A 20,308-nucleotide genomic window follows, 5' to 3' on the forward strand; every position below is an offset into this window, starting at 1 on the left:
TGTCGCCGGGATTTGGCACACGCCGCGAAAACCTGTGGGAGCGAGCTTGCTCGCGAATGCGTTGGGTCAGGCAATGAAGATGTTGAATGTGCCGCCGTCTTCGCGAGCAGGCTCGCTCCCACATTGAGTTTTGTGTGCTGCCGGGATTTGGCACACGGCGCGAAAACCTGTGGGAGCGAGCCTGCTCGCGAATGCATTCGGTCAGGAGATGAAGATGTTGAATGTGCCGCGCTCTTCGCGAGCAGGCTCACTCCTACAAGGGATCTGCGGCGAGGCTCAGGCTTGCAACAACTGCCGGGTCATCGCCATCGAGGTCTCCAGCGACTGTCCGGTGCGCTGCAATTTGTTCAGCAGGCTCGCGCCGAGCCAGAGCTGATACAGCGTCTCCGCCAACTTGCGCGCATCGCCCTCCGGCAGGCTTTTGTCGGTCTGGCCTTGTTCGATGCATTCGGTGATGCGCGCGACTATGCGTTCAGCGCCGTCGCGCAGGGTCAGGCGCATTGACTCAGACAGGTCGGCGACTTCGGCGCTGAGTTTCACCACCAGGCATTCATCGCCGTGGCCTTCGAGGGTGCAGCGGTTCTGCCAGCCCTGCCAGTAATCCATCAAACGCTCGAAGGCCGTCAGCCCAGGCAATGTCAGGCGGCGCTCCATGTCGGCGAGGTAGTCGACGAAGTAATCCTCGAGCAACGCCTGGCCGTACAACTCCTTGGATTTGAAGTAGTGATAGAACGAGCCCTTGGGCACGCCGGCGGTCTGCAGGATCTCGTTGAGGCCGACGCTGGTGAAGCCCTTCTCGGCCATCATCCGGTGGCCGGTGTCGAGCAAGTGTTGGCGGGTGTCGTCAAAGGTCGGCTTCATGGTGCGCAAAATTCCAGACAATAGACCAGTCGTATAGTTTTCAGGACCGGGAGTTTGCCATAACCGACGGGCAAAAACATTTTCTGAAAAAATTACTAGACGACTGGTCTAATTGGAAACTATGCTGCGCCCCGACACACAAATTCATGCGGCACCGACAACAAGCGAATCCCTCGCCTTCTGCCGATGCCAGACCAACCCAAGGGTGCTCTATGAAAATCTTGATGGTTCTGACTTCCCACGATCAACTCGGCAACACTGGCAAGAAAACCGGTTTCTGGCTGGAAGAGTTTGCCGCGCCCTACTACGCCTTCAAGGACGCCGGCGCCGACGTCACCCTGGTATCGCCTGCCGGCGGCCAGCCACCGCTCGATCCAAAAAGCGATGAGCCAAGCGCGCAGACTGCCGAAACCGATCGCTTCCGCGCCGATCCGGCCGCACAACAGGCACTCGCCACCACTGGCCGTCTGGCTGATGTGAAGGCCGAAGATTTCGATGCCGTGTTCTACCCAGGCGGCCACGGCCCGCTGTGGGATCTCGCCGAAGACAAGGCCTCGATCGCGCTGATCGAAGCCTTCGACCGCGCCAACAAGCCCCACGGTTTTGTCTGCCACGCACCCGGCGTGTTGCGTCATGTGGTGCGCGCTGACGGCCAGCCAATCGTCAAGGGCCGTGATGTCACCGGCTTCACCAATGCCGAAGAAGCGGCGGTCGGCCTGACTGACGTGGTGCCGTTCCTCATCGAAGACGAGTTCCAGCGTCTGGGCGGGCGTTACTCGAAAGTCGCCGACTGGCAGGTGCATGTGGTGGCTGACGGTCAACTGGTCACCGGCCAGAATCCGGCCAGCTCCGCCGCCGTTGCCGAAAAGCTGTTGAAGATGCTCGGCTGAATCCATCGCTCCAACCCGATCAACGCCGCGTGCGTACAGCCCGGCGTTGTTTTTTTGCCCAGTCACTAGTCGACTGGTCTAATCAGATTCAAGGTTTACTCCATGAATAACGCTTTTTTCACGCCCGCCAAATTGGGCAACCACACCCTGAAAAACCGCATCGTTCTGCCGCCTCTCACCCGCCAGCGCAGCACACAACCGGGCAATGTCGCCAACGAATTGATGGCCGAGTATTACCAGCAGCGCGCCGGTGCCGGTTTGCTGGTCACCGAAGGCACGCAGATCGAACCGCGCGGCCAAGGTTATGCGTGGACGCCGGGCATTCACACGCCGGAGCAGATCGCCGGTTGGCGCAAAGTCACCGAGGCGGTGCACGCCGTGGATGGCGTGATCTTCGCCCAGCTCTGGCATGTCGGTCGGGTCTCGCACACGGCGTTGCAGCCCAATGGTGATGCGCCGGTGTCGGCCTCTGCGGTCGCCACGGATCGCGTCAGCGTGTTCATCGAAACCGCGCCCGGTGTCGGTGAACTGGTGCCGCCATCGGCTCCGCGGGCGTTGAGCACCGATGAAGTGCAGGAACTGATTCAGCTGTACATCCAGGCCGCGCGCAACGCGATGGAGGCGGGTTTCGACGGCATCGAACTGCATTGCGCCAACGGTTATCTGGTCAACCAGTTCATCTCCGCCCACAGCAACCTGCGCACCGACCAATACGGCGGCTCGCTGGATAATCGCTTGCGCTTTTTGCGCGAAGTGGTGGCCGGTGTTGCCGAATGCATCGGTAAGGACAAGGTCGGTGTGCGTTTCGCGCCGTTGTTCACTACCACCGATGAAGCGCGGACGTATCTGGGCCTGGTCGAGGAAGATCCGCACACAACTTACATTGCGGCGATCAAGATTCTTGAAGACGTCGGCATCGCCTACCTGTCGATCGCCGAAGCCGACTGGGACAACGCGCCAGCGATGCCGCAGACCTTTCGCCAGGCCGTACGCGACACCTTCAGCGGCGCGATCATTTATGCCGGTCGCTACACCGCCAAAACCGGCGCGCAATTGCTTGAGTCGGGGCTGGCCGATCTGGTTGCGTTTGGCCGACCGTTCATGGCCAACCCGGACCTGCCGGCGCGGATTGCCAATGACTGGCCGTTGAATCAGTTGAATCCGGCGACGGTGTATGGCGGCGGTGCCGAGGGTTATATCGATTATCCGACCTACCCCGCTTAAGAACCCCACACAAATCCCTGTGGGAGCGAGCCTGCTCGCGAAGGCGGTGGGTCAGTCAGCATTTGTATTGACTGACAGGACGCTTTCGCGAGCAGGCTCGCGCCCACTACAGGATGTCAGTGGCCGCTAAAACCTATACATAGCAAACAATCTGTATAACTATTGGAGTTCGAATCGCTCACCGGACTTCGCTCCATGCCCCCTGCCCACCGCTTGCTCCTGATCCTCGGCGACCAGCTGTCTTTCGACCTGGCCTCCCTGCAGCCACTCGACCCCCAGCACGACCTGCTGCTGATGGTCGAGGTCATGGAGGAAGCGACCCACGTCGCTCATCATCCGCAAAAAATCGCCCTGATCTTCAGCGCCATGCGCCACTTTGCCGAGGCGTTGCGCGATAAAGGCTACCGTGTCCAATACGTCCGCCTCGACGCCCCGGACAACAGCGGCTCAATTCTCGGCGAACTACAGCGCTTGCAAACCCTCACCGGCGCCGAACAGATTCATATCACCGAATGCGGCGACTGGCGCCTTGAGCAGTCAATCAAAGATTCGGGCTTGCCCGTGCATTGGCATTCAGACCGCCGTTTCCTCTGCTCCCGCGAAGAGTTCTCCAATTGGGCCAGCGGCAAGAAGCAGCTGCGCATGGAGTTTTTCTACCGCGAGATGCGGCGCAAGAGTCGGCTGCTACTCAATGGCGACGGCACGCCGGTCGGCGGTGCGTGGAATTTCGATGCGGAGAATCGCAAGGCGCTGCCTAAACACGCCAAACCGCCCTACCCGGCACGTTTCGCCAATGATGCAATCACCCAAGAGGTGCTGGTATTGGTCGGCGAGCGCTTCGCCAGCCATTACGGCACGCTGGACGACTTCAATTACCCGGTGACCCACGCCGACGCCCAAGCCCTGTGGCAATACTTTCTCGACTATGCGCTGGCCGGTTTCGGTGATTACCAGGACGCCATGGCCAGTGATGAGCCGTTTCTGTTTCACGCGCGGATCAGTGCCGCGCTGAACATCGGCCTGCTCGATTTGCGCCAGCTGTGCAGCGATGTCGAGGCGGCTTACTGGTCGGGGAGCATCGGCCTCAACGCGGCCGAAGGCTTCATTCGACAGTTGATCGGCTGGCGTGAATACTTGCGCGGTGTGTACTGGCTGAAGATGCCGGATTACGCCGAGGGCAATGTGTTTGGCAACACGCGCCCGCTGCCGGAGTTCTACTGGACGGGTGAAACGCAGATGAACTGCATGCGCCAGGCCATCGGCCAAAGCCTGCAACATGCCTACGCTCACCACATCCAGCGGCTGATGGTCACCGGCAACTTTGCCTTGCTCGCCGGGATTGCGCCGAAGGAAATCTGTGAGTGGTATCTGGCGATCTACATGGACGCCTTCGACTGGGTCGAACTGCCCAATACCCTCGGCATGGTCATGCACGCCGATGGCGGTTATCTCGGCTCCAAGCCTTACTGCGCCAGCGGCCAGTACATCAATCGGATGTCGGATTACTGCGGCGACTGCGCCTACAAGGTCAAGGAAAGCAGCGCGGACGATGCCTGCCCGTTCAATGCGCTGTACTGGCATTTCCTCATGCGCCACGGCGACATTCTGCGTGGCAATCAGCGCATGGGCATGATGTACAAGAACCTCGACCGCATGCCGCTGGCCAAGCAGGATGCACTGTGGCAACGCGGACAAATGCTGTTGGCGAAACTGGATAACGGCGAAGCTTTCTAGTGCGCCTCAGGCCTGCCCGGCCATCCCGTTGCGCCCCGCCGCTTTGGCGCGGTACAGCGCCTGATCGGCGGTCTGGATCAACGCCGGCAGCGAATCCAGCTGCGCGCCCGTCCCCACCGCCATGCCGATACTCACCGTAATCCGAGCAAACGGACTGCCCGGGTGGGCGATGCTCGCCTGCTGCAAACGCTCGAGCATCAGTTGCGCCACCACGGTCGCACCGGCGCTGTCGGTGGCCGGCATGATCACCGCCATTTCCTCGCCACCGTAGCGCGCGACCAGATCCGAGGGGCGTCGCACGCAGCCTTCAAGAATCTTGCTGACCGCTTGCAGGCAGGCATCGCCGGCGACGTGGCCCAAGGCATCGTTGAACAATTTGAAGTGGTCGATATCGATCATCAGCAAGGCCAGCGAAGTCCCGTCACGCTGCGCGCGCCGCGCTTCCACCGTCAGCGTTTCATCGAAACAGCGGCGGTTGGCCAGGCCGGTCAGCGCATCCTTCAGCGCCAGTAATTCCAGCTGCCGATTGGACGCAAGCAGCTGCTGCTGGGCATCGCGCAACGCCTCTTCAGCCTCAGTGCGGCGGCGGATATCGAGAATCAGGAACCAGCCGATCAATCCGGTCAGCCCCAGCAGCCCGATCACTACCACCGCCGACAGCGCCGCTTCGATGCGCCACGCCGCTAGCGCTTCATCCTTGCCCAGGGCCACGGTGGTGATCAGCGGCAGCGTTTCGCTTTTGCGGAACGCGTACAGCCGCTCGACGCCGTCGAGGCTGGAGGTGTAGGAGGCAGTGCCGACAGAACGGTCGACGAGGTATTTGGCGTAGATCGGCGATTTGGAGAAGTTGCGGCCCATGTCCTGCTCGCGGAACGGGTAGCGCACCAGCAGCGTGCCATCGGTGTAAGACAGACCGATCGCGCCGTCCTGGCCAACGTCGAGTTTGCCGAACACGCGCAAAAAGTTTTCCACCCCCAGCGTCACCGCTACCACGCCAGCGAACTGCCCGCCATCGTCGTTGAAGCGCCGACTGATGGTCACCACCCATTCGTGATTGGCACGGCTCTGGATCGGCGGGCCAATGAACGGCTCGCGGCTCGGGCTGTCACGGTGGTGAATGAAATAGGCGCGGTCGCTGCTGTTGGCGCCCTCCGGAATCGGCCGGTTGGAGGACATCAGCCAATGCCCGTTCCGGTCATAGATGATGATGCCGCTGAGCTGGGGCATCAACGCCTGCTGGCGGTCGATCAGGCTCTGGATGCGCTGAATCTGCGCCGGGCCGTTGCCCTCGGTTTCCAGACGTTCCACCAGCCCGAGCAAGAGCAGCGAGCTTTGCCGGACGATGCCTTCGGTGTAGGTGTTGAGCGCCTGGGTCAGGTTCAGGCCATGCACGTCGACTTCCGCCAGCGCACGCTCGCGCGAAGACCAGACTTTCCAGATCGTCAGCGAAGTCAGGGAACAGCCGATCACCAGCAGCAGGAGCATTACAAGGCGAGTATCACGCTTCACGTCAGTACCTTAAGGAAGTCCGGTATCCATTCCAGCCATCATTCGAACGTCGGCACTCACGGCGGCCACGTGTTCCGGGGCGCAAGCATACAAGCAGTGTGCAGCGGCTGCAGCAACAGAGTGTGCAGTGCTAAGCAGCGGGTGCGGCGGGTTTGAGGATTTCCACGAGAAAATCGATGAACACGTTGATCCGGCTCGATCCACGGTGGTTGGGCAGGTACAGCGCGTTGATGCAACTGCTGGCGCTGCCGGGATTGACCTCGTAGTGCTCAAGCAAGCGCGTCAGGCGCCCGGCGGCGACGTCATCGCGCACCAGCCAGTCGGCGAGCAGCGCCACACCGCCACCGCCAATCGCCGCTTCGCGCAGGATGTCGGCATTGTTGCTTTGCAGGCGACCCTGGACGTTGAGCTGAATCGGCTCTTCGTCGCCCTGAAAGGTCCAGTTGTGATGGCTGCCGCCGTAGTCGAAGCGCAGGCACTGGTGCTCGAGCAGATCCCGCGGATGCTCCAGCACGCCGCTGCGCGCCAGATAATCCGGGCTGGCGACAATCCAACGCTGAAAGTGGCCGACGCGTTTGCTGACGATGTCCTCACTGACTACCGTCGAGCCGAGCCGCACTGAAACGTCGATCTGCTCGCTGAGTAAATCGCTGACCTGATCGCTCAGCGACAGACTGATCTCCAGCCCGGGATGGCGTTCAAGCAAGCGGCTCAGGTGCGGCGCAATCAGTCGCCGGCCAAACTCCACCGGCACACTGATGCGCAAGCGGCCTTGGGCATCGCTGCCACGATCGGCGACCACCGCATCGGCTTCGTCGATGGCATCGAGAATGGCCACGGCCTTCTCGAAATAGGTCTGGCCGGCGACGGTCACGCTGGTATTGCGCGTGGTGCGATTGAGCAGGCTCGCGCCCAACTCGTTTTCCAGCCCCGCCACTTGCCGTGTCACCGAAGACGTCGAAATCCCAAGCTTGCGCGCCGCCGAGGAATAGCCCCCGCAGCGCACGGTTTCGACAAACATCTTCAAGGCCAGCAACTTGTCCATAAGCGGGATCCGGTGGTGAGGGAACGCCGCTGATTGTGCATCAGCGCCCGCCACACGTCTTGTATCGTCGTGCTTGCCGGGCCTCATCGCGACCTCAGACATCAGCCTTGCGACCCAGGAACAACGCCAGCGCCAACGCCGGCAACACCGCCACGGCAACGGCCGAGAGGTTCCAGCCGAAGTGTTCGTACAGCGGGCTGGCGACCAGTGAGCCGAGGGCGCCGCCGACGAAGATGCTGGTCATGTACACCGCATTTAGGCGGGCGCGGCTGTGCGGGTCGAGGGCGTAGACCTCACGCTGGCCGAGGACCATGTTCAATTGCACGGCAAAATCCAGCAGCACCGCACACACCACCAGCCACACATAACCACTGCCCGGCAGCGCGGCGATCAACAGTGACAGCGGCGCCAGCAGCAACGCCACCAGGGTACCGCGACGACCGTGCCCGGCATCGGCCAGACGCCCGGCGATCGGCGCGGCAATCGCACCCACCGCACCGACCAGGGCGAAGATCGCCACTTGCGCCTGGCTGAAGCCGTGATGACGCATCAGCTCAATTGGCGTGAGGGTCCAGAACAGGCTGAAACTGGCGAACAGCAAACCCTGATACAGCGAACGCTGGCGCAACACAGGAAAGCGTCGGGCCAAGGCAAACACCGAACCGATCAACGCGACATAGGTGGCCTTGTGCGTCGGCACCCGGCGCGGCAGTGCCACAGCGGTGATCAACGCGATCACCGCCATCAGTGCCGCCGCGCTGTAAAACACCCCGCGCCAGCCGAACACTTCAACCAACAGACTCGACAGCGGCCGCGACAGCAGAATCCCCAGGAGCAGGCCGCTCATGATGTTGCCGACCACGCGCCCCCGGCTGGCTTCCGGTGCCAAATGTGCGGCCAGCGGCACGAGAATCTGCACCGCTACGGATGTCAGGCCGATCAGCAAAGAGAGCAGCAGGAACAGCGACGGCGAATGAGTCAGGCCAGCACACAGCAGCGTGACACTGGCAGCGAGGGTGAAGCCGACCACCAGACGGCGGTTTTCCATCAGGTCAGCCAGCGGCACCAGCAGCAACAAGCCCAGCGCGTAACCGAACTGCGTCAGCGAGACGATCAGGCTGGCATTGGCGCTGGACAGGCTGATCTGCGGCGCGATCAGCTCGACGATGGGTTGTGCGTAATACAGGTTGGCGACGACCGCGCCGCAGCAGAAGGCCAGAAACGCGACCATCAGGCCGGAGAGTGAAGCAGGCTGTTCGGCCGGGGCCGCAACGGCAGGGTTGCCCGTAAGCATGGTGACACCTCGTTGAGTTCGGGAAAGTTGTGCCAAGGCTACGGTCAGCCGACGGCAGCGAGAATCCGTGCCACTGGCAACGCACTGATGCGCCGTGCGCAACGTTGCTTGTGGCGCAACGCGCTGTTGCGCGGGCCGGTGATTCTCCGCTGCAAGGGTCTTCTCTACGCTTTGGCCCTGGCGCTGACGTCCGCATCGGCGCCCTTCCCCGGCTGCTACAAGGAGCGTTTCCATGACCCGCACTGCACTCGTCCTGCCACTGTCCGCCGCGTTTTTCTGCCGACCATGAACAGCCATTTGCTAAAATCCCGAACCCTGTGGATCAGCGTCGCCGTGCTCGCGGTGCTCGGCCTGATCGTCGCCGTCGCGCTGATGTGGCGCCCGGCGATCGCACCAATCAAACGGCCGACGTCATTCGATACTGCGCAGTTGCAACGCGGCGCACGGGTGGTCGAGGCCGGCGACTGCGCGGTGTGCCATACCCGCCCCGGCGGCGAATACCTGGCTGGCGGGCTGCCGCTGGTGACGCCGTTCGGCACGCTGTACAGCACCAACATCACCCCGGATGCGCAGACCGGCATCGGCGAATGGTCACTGCCGGCCTTCGAGCGGGCGATGCGTGAAGGCATTGCCCGCGACGGCCACTTTCTCTACCCGGCGTTTCCCTACGTGCATTACCGGCGCATGAGCTCCGAGGACATCGCCGATGCCTATGCCTACTTGATGAGCGGCCCCGCCGTACACGCCCCGGCGCGGCAGAATCAGATGAACTTCCCGATGAACATCCGCCCGCTGGTGTCGTTCTGGAATCTGCTGTTTCTGCATGGCGAGCCGCTCACGCCGCAGGCCGAACACAGCGCGGCATGGAATCGCGGACGCTATCTGGTCGACGGCCCGGGCCACTGCGCCGGCTGCCATTCGCCGCTGAACCTGATTGGCGCGGAGAAATCCTCGCAATATCTGCAGGGCGGCAGCGTTGATGGCTGGGAAGCGCCGGCCCTGGTCGGCCTCGGGCAGCGCGCCAATCCGTGGAATCGCGAGCAATTGGTCGGCTATCTGCGCGCCGATGTCGTCGATGGCCACGGCACACCCGCCGGCCCGATGCGCCCGGTCAGCCTGAGTCTGGCGCGCTTGCCGGCCAGCGAAGCCGAGGCGATTGCCGACTACCTGCTGAGCCTGCAAAACCCGCACGCGGTGACCGAAACCACCGCGAGAAAGCAGCCGAGCAGTCCAGCGGATCACAGCACCGGCGCCCTGCTCTTCAGCAGCGCCTGCGCCGGATGTCACGCACCCGCCGCGCCGATGCGCGAAATCGACGGCCGCCCAGGCCTGCAAAGCACCTCGGCACTACAAGCGGCCAGCCCGCGCAACTTTCTCAAGACCGTGCTTGAAGGCGTGCCCGCCATTCCCGGCGCGCCCGGCCCGGTGATGCCGCCGTTCGCCGCCAGCCTCGATAACGCCCAGCTCGGCGCACTGGCGGCGTATTTGCGCGAGCAAGCCAGACCCGAGCAGCCATGGACCGACCTTTCTTCCACTATTGAAGCGTTACGTCAGGAGACGAAATGAGCCAGATCACTCTCACCGTCAATGGAGCCGCCCAAGCGCTGGAGCTGGAACCGGACATGCCGCTGCTGTATGCGCTGCGCAACCACTTGAACCTCAACGGCGCCAAGTACGGCTGCGGCCTGGGCCAGTGCGGCGCGTGCACGGTGATCGTCGACGACCAACCGGTGTTCGCCTGCCTCACGCCGTGCGCAGGCCTTGAAGGGAAAAAAATCCGCACCGTGGAAAGCCTCGGCAGCGCAGACAAACCCGGCCCGTTGCAAGCGGCATTCATCGACAAGCAGGCCGCGCAATGCGGTTACTGCATCGCCGGCATGCTGATGCGCGCGCAGGCGTTGCTCGAACGCGATCCGCACCCGGACGAACAAACCATCCGCGAACACATGGCCGGCAATCTGTGCCGTTGCGGCACGCACTTGCGCATTATCGAGGCGATCAAACAGGTGGCTGGGCACAACGGGAGCCTGACATGAGCGAAGCAAACGGCTTGAACCCCAGCCGCCGGGCCTTCCTGCGTGGCGGCGCGTTGCTCATGGCTTTTACGCTGATGCCGGTAGCGCGGCGTGTCTTGGCCGACACCGAAGTCGACACCCTCGGCACCGTAGTGCTGGCCCCCGATCTGCCCGGCAGCCTGCGCACCAACCCATACCTCGACGCGTGGATTCGCATCGGCGCCGACGGCATCACCGTGTACACCGGCAAGGTCGAACTGGGCACCGGGGTGAAAACCGCGTTGCTGCAAATTGCCGCCGAGCGTTTGCAGGTGCCGGCCAGCGCAATCAACTTGCTCACCGCCGACACCGCGCTGACGCCGAATGAAGGCTACACCGCCGGCAGCCACAGCATTTTCGACAGCGGCACCGCGCTGTACAACGCCGCCGCGCAAGTGCGGGAAATGCTCGTCGACGCCGCCGCGCGCAGTTGGCAAGTCGATGCGGCACAACTGAGCACTCGCGACGGCATCATCGAAGGGCCAGCCGGTCAGCGCATGGCATATGCCGACGCGGTCAGGCATGTCGATGTGCACCAATACGCAAAGGCGCAATCACCGGCGATGGCGGCGGCCGATTTCAAACTGATCGGCCACAACCTGCCGCGCCTGGACATTCCGGCCAAGGTCAGCGGCGGCGCGGCATTCGTCCAGGACATGCGCCTGCCGGGCATGCTGCACGCGCGTGTCATCCGCCCGCCGCGTCCCGGCTGCACGCTTCAGGCGTTCGATGCCGCGTCCATCGAGGCGTTGAACGGCGTGGTCAAAGTGATTCGCGACGGCAACTATCTGGCCGTGGTCGCCCATGATGAGTGGCAAGCGATCAAGGCCATGCGCGCCGGCATGGAGAGTGCCAAGTGGAGTGGCGGCGAGGCGATTCCCGAAGCCGCCGGGATTCACGATTTGCTCAAGCAACTGCCCTCCAAGCGCTATCCGATCAGCAACAACGGCAATCCCGGCGGCGCGACCGAAACGCGCTTCAAGGCGCGGGTGACCAAGCAGTACTTGATGCACGGTTCGATCGGCCCGTCCTGTGCGGTGGCCTGGTTCAACGACGGCGTGCTCACGGTGTGGACCCACACTCAGGGCGTCTATCCGCTGCGCGCAGGCATCGCCGAAATGCTGCGTCTGCCGCCGGACCGCGTGCGCTGCATTCATACTGAAGGCTCGGGTTGCTACGGCCACAACGGCGCCGATGATGCCGCCGCCGATGCCGCGCTGATCGCCATGCGCCTGCCGGGCACGCCGGTGCGTGTGCAATGGATGCGCGAGCAGGAAAATCTCTGGGAGCCGTACAGCTCGGCGATGGTCACCGAAATCGATGCCGGCCTCAGTCAGGGCCGTTTGCAGGACTGGAACTACGAGCTGTGGACCACCCCGCACAACGAACGCATCGTCAACGCTGGTCGCCTGCTGCCGGCACGCCTGTTGGCGAAACCCTTCGCTTCGGCGCCGTCGGTGCCGATCGCCCAGCCCGAAGGTGACGGCGATCGCAACGCGGTGCCGCTGTACGAGCTGGGCGCGACGCGGATCAACATGAACTTCGTCACCACTATGCCGTTCCGCACTTCGGCCATGCGCTCGCTGGGTGCGCACATCAACATCTTCGCCATCGAGGCAGGTATTGATGAGTTGGCGATCAAGGCCGGGCTCGATCCGCTGGCGTTGCGCCTGGCGCATCTGAGCGACCCACGTGCCCGGGCTGTGATTGAGCGCGTGCGTGACGCAATCGGCTGGCCCCACAAGAGCAGCGAGCCCGGCGCGGGGATCGGTTTTGCCTTCGCCCGCTACAAGAACATCATGGGTTACTGCGCCCTCGCGGTGAAGCTGCGGGTGCATCCGCAGACTGGTGAGATCCGTGTCGATCATGTGGTGACGGCGGTCGACGTCGGCCAGATCGTCAGCCCCGATGGCCTGCGCAATCAGGTCGAGGGCGGCATCGTCCAGTCGGCCAGCTGGACGCTCTACGAAAAAGTCGCCTACGACGCCGGCGGCATTCGCAGCTATGACTGGAGCGGTTATCCAATTCTGCGCTTTACGCAATTGCCAAAAAAAGTCGACGTGCATTTGCTTGATCAACCGGGCGAACCCTTCCTCGGTGCTGCCGAAATCGTCCAAGGGCCAATGGCTGCTGCGCTCGGCAACGCGGTCAGCAATGCCACTGGCCGGCGCTGGCTGAATCTGCCGCTGACTCGCTCGAGCCAACCCGCCTGAACCAGGCCCGCGTTCATCAGCGATGAGCGCGGGTGCCGTTGCGTTGCGCGCAAAACTGCGTAGCGCCGGCCACGGATTATCAGCCCCGCCACCCCCGGTTAAGTTACCTGCACAGCGCGCGGCACCTGGCTGCCGCACTTGAACCCTACTCATCGACATCCGGAGCTACCCATGACCCGTCGCCTGTTTCAACCCATCGCACTCGGCCCTTACACCCTTGCTCATCGCGTGGCGATGGCGCCCCTGACCCGCTCGCGCGCTGGCCAGCCGGGCGACGTGCCGACCGCAATGAACGCCGAGTACTACCGCCAACGCGCCAGTGCTGCGCTGATCATCACCGAAGCCACGCAGATTTCTCAGCAAGGCCAGGGCTATGCGTGGACGCCGGGGATCTACAGCGATGCGCAAGTGCAGGCCTGGCGCGAAGTCAGCACGGCGGTGCACGCGGCCGACGGTCTGATCTTCATGCAGCTGTGGCACGTCGGCCGGGTCTCGCACCCAAGCTTTCAGCCGGACGCCGGTTTGCCGGTGGCGCCGAGCGCCCTGCCTGTGCCGGGCAAGACTTTTATCGTCGATGAACAAGGCAACGGCGTGTGGGGCGATGTGCCGGTGCCGCGCGCCCTCGAAACAGCGGAAATCGCCGACATCGTCGAAGACTACCGCCGCGCTGCGCGCAACGCGCTGAACGCAGGCATGGACGGCGTGGAGATCCATGCTGGCAACGGCTATCTGCTCGATCAGTTCCTCAACAGCAACAGCAACCAGCGTGATGACGCCTATGGCGGCAGTGTGGAAAACCGTGCGCGGTTTCTGCTCGAAGTGGTCGCCGCCGTCGCTGATGAAGTCGGCGCCGAGCGCGTCGGCGTGCGTCTGACGCCAATGGGCCGCTTCATGGGCATGGGCGATGACACGCCTGAAGCGACCTTCGGTTATCTGGTCGAGGCGCTCAACCAGTGGAATCTGGCCTACCTGCATCTGGTCGAGCCGGCCATGGTCGGCACGGTCAAGGACGAAAACTTCGACCCGCGCTGGGACGCGATCATCGCCCAGTTGCGCCAGACCTGGAACGGCGTGCTGATCCTCGCTGGCGGTTACGACGCTGAATCCGCCGAACTGGCCTTGAGCGCCGATCGCGCCGACATCATTGCCTTTGGCCGGCCATTTTTGGCCAACCCGGATCTGCCGCGTCGGCTGCACGACGGGCTTGAACTGAACACGCCGGATCCGAGCAGCTTCTTCGGCGGCGATCAGCGTGGTTACGTCGATTATCCGTTTCACGCCTGAGGCTTGGGCTTCATAACTTTTAAGGTTTGTTTAAGGACTTTAAATAAAGCCTGCGGCCAGACTTTGCCCATCGATCAGGAGAGCCGCCATGAACCCGCAATCGGTGAAGTCAGACCCTTCCTGCCACTCGGCTCGCCCACTGGGCGCACTGTCCGGCTGGCAGGAACGCCGCGCCAAGGCCTACATGCTGCACGATCTGAGCCGCAGCCTGCGCGTCAGCGAGATTGCCGAACATTGCAATCTTTCACGCAGCCACTTTTCCCGGGCGTTCAAGATCGTCACCGGCTGCTCGCCGCAGGAATGGATGCTGAAGATGAAGATCGACAGGGCCAAAGGGCTGTTGCTGACCTCGATGGCGATTACCGAGATTGTTTATGAATGCGGATTTTCCGATCACTCGCACTTCACGCGCACGTTCGGGCGCATGGTGGGCATGCCGCCGAAGGTCTGGCGCCAACTGATGTGCGGAGCGCGGGTGGCACCGGTGGATGCGGATGTCTGGCGGCTCAGCGATGGGTTGCTGAATTCGACGATGGCCCAGCGGTTGACGGAACTGCGGCCCTGAGTGGGACTTCAAAGGGTTTTGTTCACTCCTCCCTTTTGGCCGCGATTTTTCGCGGCTTTTTTTTGAACGGTGCACCGGCGTTCGGCTTTGGAGTGGCGGTGAATTCACTCCTCATCGGAACGCCGCCCGCCCAGCCCTCTCCCCGAGGAGAGGGAGCCGATTTGTGTGCTTTTCCAATCCTGAGTTCAACTCGGACTTTCACGTCGGCGTATCTCCCCCAAACACCCCGGTCAGTCCCCTCTCCCTCCGGGAGAGGGTTAGGGTGAGGGGCTTTTGATCCTGGCGTCCGGCGCAAGCGGCAGCCTGAAACAGATCCGCGCGCCCTCTTCGCTGTCTTCCACGCGCAACGTCCCGCCATGGGCGCCAATCACCGTTCGGCAAATCGCCAGGCCCATGCCCATGCCGCTGCCCTTGGTGGTGAAGAACGCATCGAAAATTTCTTCACGCTGATGCTCGGCGATCCCCGGCCCGTTGTCTTGAAAAGCCACGCAGACCTGCCCATCGGACAGCGTCGACGCAATCACCAGGCACCCGTCAGTCACGCCCTGCCCAGCCATTGCTTCCAGCGCGTTGACGATCAGGTTGTAGATCACCTGCTGGATCTGCACCCGATCCCCCAGTACCGGGTCAGCAGCGTTGAGTTGCGTGTGCAAGCTCACCCCACGATTGTGCACATCGCTGGCCGTCAGTTGCACGACCTCACCGATCAACGCGTCAATCGACACCGGTAATCGTTGCAACGGCGCCTGCCTGGCCAGGGCGCGCAAGGCCTGGACGATCTCGGTGGCACGGGCGCTGTCGGAGCGGATGTCTTCCAGTCCCTGAATAGCCTCGTCGAGATCAGGCGTGTCGCGCTTGAGCCAGCGCAGACTGGCCGAGGCGTTCGATGAAATGCCCAGCAGCGGCTGGCTGATTTCGTGGGCGATCGAGGCCGACAGTTCGCCCATCATTTTCAGGTGCGAGTTGCGCGCCAGTTCCGCCCGCGAGCTGCGCAAGTCGGCTTCCATCTGCGCGCGCAAGCGGTTGTCTTCGACCAGTTGCGCGTAGAGCCGCGCGGTCTGCAGCGACACCGCTGCCTGCGAGGCGAGAATTTCCAGCATGGTCAGGCGTTCGGCACTGAACAGCTTCGGTACCAGGCTGTTTTCCAGATACACCAGACCGATCAGCGCGCCCTGCTTGAGCAACGGCAGGCACATCAGCGAGCGCGTCTGCCGCTCGCGCAAGTCGGCGCTGTAGGCTTGCGGGCAGTCGGCGCGGGCATCGTCAAGCACCAGCGGCGTGCGCGTGCGCATGGTCGAATTGAGCACTGAAACCGGCGCAATCTGCTCCAGCGAGCGATCGTCGTCCTGACTGACCCGCACGTTGCCCGCCTCGACATGCGCGGCAGCGGCCAATTGCAACTCACCCTCGGCGACCAACAGCAGCGCGCCGCGATCGGCACCGGCCTGAATCATCAAGTGATTCATCAAGGTCTCCACCAGCCGATCAAGCAACACCTCTTGCGAGACCGCGCGTGCCGCTTCAATGCCGACTTCCAGGTCAAGGCGCACCCGCGTCACCGGCGTTCCCGCTTCCAGGGAATGCTCGTGGGCGAGAAACGGATGCTGCGCTTCGAGCTGGCGCGCCTTGGCTTCAGCGCCCCACAGCACATAGCAGTCGCGCGCAACACGCAGGTGATGATGCGTGCCGGAGACCAGGCCGTTGGCCAGGCAGACCTCGGCCAGTTGTTCATGTGCCAGTGCTTGCTCATGGATAAACCCGGCAGCGGCCGCCGCGATTTGCGCTTGGTCGAACCAGCGAATGGCGGCCAGCCCTTCGCCGCGCACGCGGGCCATCGCGCCTTCGATCAGCAGCAGTTTGTTGCTGAAGGTCGAAGGATTGAGCTCGACCCATGGGAGAAAACGCTGCCGTTGCTGCTCCAGTTTCTGCAGTTTTTCGGCAACAGAGCCCGGCGCCTCGGGACTGGCCAGTGCCAAGCTGTAGAACAGGTAGTAATGCGCCAGATCAATGTGCGCCGGCAGCGACCAGGTCAACGCCTCGGCGTCTTCGAAACGGCGCAACGCGTAACGCACTTCGCCGAAATACAACGCCGACATGCCCGAATACAACCACATCCACAACAGCGTCGGCTGTGAAACACGGTCGCGATGCAGCGGGCCAAAACGGTCATGTTCCAAAGCATCCAGCATTGCGATCGAACGAGGCTCAGGCCCATTGCGCAAATCGCTGGCAAACGCCTGTTGCGCCAGCAGAATGCGCTCGATGTCGATGTAGTGAAACTGCCGCACCCAACTCAGGCCGACGTCCAGCTCGTTCAACACGTTTGGCAGCGGCTCGCCCATGAACAGCAGATCGGAGCCGATGTGGTTGCAGGCGTAACACGACATGCCCAGATCGCCGCCGGCCTGACCGCACTCAAACGCGGCGAAAGCCTTCTGCCGCGCGTAAGCCATCGGCCGGGTCCACGCGCTGACCTGATCCAGCGCCACCAGCGTGCCGGTGCGCCCCGCCTCATAGCCGTGCAGATCAGTCAGATCGAGCGCCAGTTCGGCGAAAGCAACACCGTCCAGATATTCGCCATAACGGTCGGCGATCATCACGCCGTACCAGGCAAAACCGTAGCCGCTGCTCGGCGTGGTGCCATGGAGCAAAGTCAGTTCAACCATCTTCGCCAGGTGCAGGAAAGCGATATCGTCCTGCACGAAGAACGAGGCGATCAGCGTGCTCAGCAGTTCCATGGCCACTTCGATTCGCGGCTCGTTGGCTTTGGGCAACGCCGTCAACTCAGCGATCCGCCGCGCACCGACCAATTGCCGAACCCGTTCGAACGCTTCGCCCAGTTGCGCCTTCGAGGGTTGTCGCTGCAGGTCAATGTCGAGCAACGCAAGACCGGCCAGCGCTTCGCCGATCGCGCCGTGATAATCGGAATGCAAGGTGCGCAGGCTGGCGCGCAGGCGGTAGGTTTTCGCCCGGTCCAGCACGGTGGCAGCGTGTTCCAGGCAATCGTCGAGACGCTGTTGCGCGCCGGGCAGATCCGCCAGCAACATCGCGCAGTCGGCTGCCAGCCAGCGCGCCGCGAAGGCTTGCGGGTAGAGCTGCGTCCAGCCGTTGTCGCCGAGTAATACCTCGGCGCTGCGCAAATAATCCACGGCCTGCTCGACAGCGGCGCTATCGCGGGCGCGCTCGGCAGCTCCGAGCAATAACTGGATGAACTCAGCGCGTCGAGGCGCTTGCAGCGCATTGCCGGCGCTGCGCTGAATCTGACTGGCGATGTCGAAGACCCGCGCCTGCCGCTGCTCGCCGCATTGATCGAGCATGGCGGCCGCGATGCGCGCATGCTCAGCCGAACGCCCGGCCGGTGCGGTCAGCGCAGCGGCGGCTTCCAACACTCGATCGTGGGGAAACACCAGTTGGCCCGGCTCGCGCAGGAGAAATCCGGCGCTGACCAGATAATCCACGTCACGCAGCAATTGCGCCGGATCGTCGCCCAGCAAATCGCCCAACAGCGTTTCGTCACAGCGGCCACCGACGTAACCCGCGGTGCGCAACACTTCACGGGCACTGGCCGGCAGACGCTGCAAGCGTTGCACCATCAATTCGGCCACGTTGTCGGCGTAGCGATAGCCGTTCACGTCGGCTGGATTCCACACCCAGCGCCGCGTCGTCGCGTCGAAACGCAGCAGACGCTCGTCCACCAGCGCGCGCGCCACCTGGCTGACGAACAACGGATTGCCGGCGGTTTTGAAATGCACGACGCGGGCCAGCGCCTCGAGGTTGTCGACGTCAGCATCGAGTTCGACCGCCATCAGTTGCGCAACGGCCTGCACCGACAGCGGCCCTAGTCGAAGGTCACTGACTGGCAGCGCGGGTGCTCTGCGCATCTCATCGAGCCAGCCGCCCGGATGCTCCGTCAACTCGCCCTCGCGATACGCCAGAACCAGCAGCAGATGCCGCGTCGGTCGGGCGATAAATGCTTTGAGAAACGCCTGCGTCGAATCGTCAGCCCACTGCAAGTCGTCGATAAACAGCAGCAGCGGATGCCCCGGTTGCGCAAAGACTTCGAGCACATCGAGCAGCGCCCGATTGACCCGATCCAGGGCGTGGCGCGCCGGCATGTTCGGCAGTTCGGCGGTGGCGCCGATCAGCAGTTCGGCTTCCGGTGCCAGGTCCAGCAGCAAGCGGCCACGGCCTTTGAGGGTTTCGCGCAGTTGTTCGGCCAAGGCCTGCAAGGCCAGCGTGGGCTTGGTCAACACTTGGCTGATCAGAGACTGAAAAATCTGCGCCAGCGGCGCGAAGGGGCGGTCATTGTTCAGCAGTTCGATCTTGCCGCTGGCCCAATAACCGGGTGCCTGGCTACGCAGGACTTGCTGGATCAGTGTCGACTTCCCCGCTCCCGGTGCGCCGGCAACCAGCAGCACGCGAGCGATGCCGTCGCTGCGCACGCGCCGGATCTGTTCAAGCAGCTGCTGACGTTCGTCATCACGACCAAACAGCACATCGCCGCGCGTGGCCGTTGCGCGAGCATCGAAAGCACCGAGGCGGAACGCTTCGATCTGGCCTTTTTTCTGCCATTGCCGCAGGCACCAGGTCAGATCGGCGGCCAGCGATTCGATGCTTTGATAGCGCGCGTCCGGCTCCTTGGCCAGGCCTTTGAGCAGCACATGGCAAATGCCTTGCGGCAGGTCGGGTTGGTATTGCGCTGGCGACAAAGGCTGGACGGTGGCGTGCACATGCAGCCATTGCGAGGCGTCGCGAGCGATCAGCGGCGGGCGCCCGGTCAGCGCCTCGTAGATGATTGCCGACAGCGCATAGACGTCGCTGCGCTCATCGGAATCGACGCCGTCGCCCTGCAGCTGTTCCGGCGCCAGATAAGGCCAGTGTTCCAGGCTCGGCAGTTCAGTCGCGGGCGTTTCCTGCGCGTGGGTGTGAAAGCCCATCAGCCTGACGCTGTCGTCAGCATCGACCAGCAGATGCCAAGGCAATAAAGAACACTGTGGGAGCGAGCCTGCTCGCGAAAGCGGTGGGTCAGTCAAGGGTGATGTCGGCTGGAATGACGCTTTCGCAAGCAGGCTCGCTCTCACAGGGTTTTGCGGTGTTTCCGGATGGCGAGAGTGGACCAGCGCATTGGCAGCGGCGACGGCGATATTCAGCACCCGTCCGAGTGGTAAGCCGGCGGCGTCGATCAGTCCAGCCAGCGGCGCGCCCCGTTGCGGGTAGACCAACACCGGCCCGTCCGCCGAGCGAATCAGCGCGAGCGGGTTGAGCGCCCACTGCGAAGGCAACTGCAAATGGAAATCGCGCTCCAGCCGCTGGCACAGCGCCGGACGCTGGATCGGCGCACGCACAGCGAACCAGCTCTGGCCCGAGCGGCCGTCTTCAAGGCTGAACCAGGTCAGTTCATGGTCACGGCGCAGCAGACTGAACCGACAGTTCTCCAGCCATGCTTCATCGAGCATCGGCGCATCGGCCGCGCGGGAAATTGCAGATGAAGATGGCTGGCCGGGCATACGCATTCACCGCTGGAAATGGGATTCAGGCTGGTGGCGAAGTATACCCAGCGTTTTTTTGCCAGAGCGCCAGCCGCTGCGCTGATGTCCGTCTGCAGCCTCAAGATGGCCGTCCAGAGCCTTGCGCG

Annotated in this window: 13 protein-coding genes; 8 read left to right on the forward strand and 5 right to left on the reverse strand. The window is 63.0% G+C overall.

Translation table 11 applies throughout. The features are described from left to right. Positions 1 to 276: 276 nt before the first annotated feature. Positions 277 to 861: a TetR/AcrR family transcriptional regulator gene (locus D8U82_RS18070; protein ID WP_130902665.1), complete on the reverse strand. Its 585-nt coding sequence runs from the start codon at positions 859 to 861 to the stop codon at positions 277 to 279. 212 nt (positions 862 to 1,073) lie between these two features. Here D8U82_RS18070 and D8U82_RS18075 point away from each other — a divergent pair, with 212 nt between their 5' ends. The 3 genes from D8U82_RS18075 to D8U82_RS18085 all read left to right on the forward strand — a co-directional run bounded on the left by D8U82_RS18075 (position 1,074) and on the right by D8U82_RS18085 (position 4,709). Further along, complete coding sequence (locus D8U82_RS18075; RefSeq protein WP_041480320.1) at positions 1,074 to 1,751, forward strand: type 1 glutamine amidotransferase domain-containing protein; 678 nt, start codon at positions 1,074 to 1,076, stop codon at positions 1,749 to 1,751. Between the two features lie 102 nt (positions 1,752 to 1,853). Then, positions 1,854 to 2,975 carry an alkene reductase gene (locus D8U82_RS18080; RefSeq protein ID WP_130902666.1) on the forward strand — a complete coding sequence of 374 codons (1,122 nt, stop codon included), beginning with the start codon at positions 1,854 to 1,856 and terminating at the stop codon, positions 2,973 to 2,975. A 195-nt stretch (positions 2,976 to 3,170) separates the two neighbouring features. Next, positions 3,171 to 4,709 (forward strand): cryptochrome/photolyase family protein, encoded by a 1,539-nt coding sequence (locus D8U82_RS18085; RefSeq protein WP_130902667.1) that lies wholly within the window; start codon positions 3,171 to 3,173, stop codon positions 4,707 to 4,709. Between the two features lie 6 nt (positions 4,710 to 4,715). Here the strand turns inward: D8U82_RS18085 and D8U82_RS18090 are convergent, their stop codons facing one another. The 3 genes from D8U82_RS18090 to D8U82_RS18100 form a co-directional block, all read right to left on the reverse strand. Beyond that, a complete protein-coding gene (locus D8U82_RS18090) occupies positions 4,716 to 6,218 on the reverse strand; it encodes a sensor domain-containing diguanylate cyclase (RefSeq protein ID WP_130902668.1) in 1,503 nt (500 codons plus the stop codon). Positions 6,219 to 6,348: 130 nt separating this feature from the next. Next, entirely contained in the window at positions 6,349 to 7,263 is a 915-nt protein-coding gene (locus tag D8U82_RS18095; RefSeq protein ID WP_130902669.1) for a LysR family transcriptional regulator, read from the reverse strand. A 94-nt stretch (positions 7,264 to 7,357) separates the two neighbouring features. Then, complete coding sequence (locus D8U82_RS18100) at positions 7,358 to 8,557, reverse strand: MFS transporter (protein ID WP_130902670.1); 1,200 nt, start codon at positions 8,555 to 8,557, stop codon at positions 7,358 to 7,360. 285 nt (positions 8,558 to 8,842) lie between these two features. Between D8U82_RS18100 and D8U82_RS18105 the strand changes: the two genes are divergently transcribed. The 5 genes from D8U82_RS18105 to D8U82_RS18125 all read left to right on the forward strand — a co-directional run bounded on the left by D8U82_RS18105 (position 8,843) and on the right by D8U82_RS18125 (position 14,673). Next, entirely contained in the window at positions 8,843 to 10,123 is a 1,281-nt protein-coding gene (locus D8U82_RS18105) for a c-type cytochrome (RefSeq protein ID WP_130902683.1), read from the forward strand. Beyond that, positions 10,120 to 10,593 (forward strand): (2Fe-2S)-binding protein, encoded by a 474-nt coding sequence (locus D8U82_RS18110; protein ID WP_130902671.1) that lies wholly within the window; start codon positions 10,120 to 10,122, stop codon positions 10,591 to 10,593. Before D8U82_RS18105 ends, D8U82_RS18110 begins: the two co-directional genes overlap by 4 nt. Next, a complete protein-coding gene (locus D8U82_RS18115) occupies positions 10,590 to 12,824 on the forward strand; it encodes a molybdopterin cofactor-binding domain-containing protein (protein WP_130902672.1) in 2,235 nt (744 codons plus the stop codon). The genes D8U82_RS18110 and D8U82_RS18115 overlap by 4 nt, the downstream gene beginning before the upstream one ends. Before the next feature lie 171 nt (positions 12,825 to 12,995). Beyond that, entirely contained in the window at positions 12,996 to 14,108 is a 1,113-nt protein-coding gene (locus tag D8U82_RS18120; protein ID WP_130902673.1) for an alkene reductase, read from the forward strand. An 88-nt stretch (positions 14,109 to 14,196) separates the two neighbouring features. Beyond that, positions 14,197 to 14,673 carry an AraC family transcriptional regulator gene (locus tag D8U82_RS18125; RefSeq protein WP_130902674.1) on the forward strand — a complete coding sequence of 159 codons (477 nt, stop codon included), beginning with the start codon at positions 14,197 to 14,199 and terminating at the stop codon, positions 14,671 to 14,673. Between the two features lie 257 nt (positions 14,674 to 14,930). On the opposite strand, the gene D8U82_RS18130 is transcribed toward D8U82_RS18125, so the two are convergent. Beyond that, positions 14,931 to 20,180: an AAA family ATPase gene (locus D8U82_RS18130; RefSeq protein ID WP_241668071.1), complete on the reverse strand. Its 5,250-nt coding sequence runs from the start codon at positions 20,178 to 20,180 to the stop codon at positions 14,931 to 14,933. Positions 20,181 to 20,308 lie beyond the last annotated feature (128 nt).

It is taken from the genome of Pseudomonas sp. Sample_23 (assembly GCF_004307595.1).
In the GTDB taxonomy this organism is placed as follows: Bacteria; Pseudomonadota; Gammaproteobacteria; order Pseudomonadales; family Pseudomonadaceae; genus Aquipseudomonas; species Aquipseudomonas atacamensis.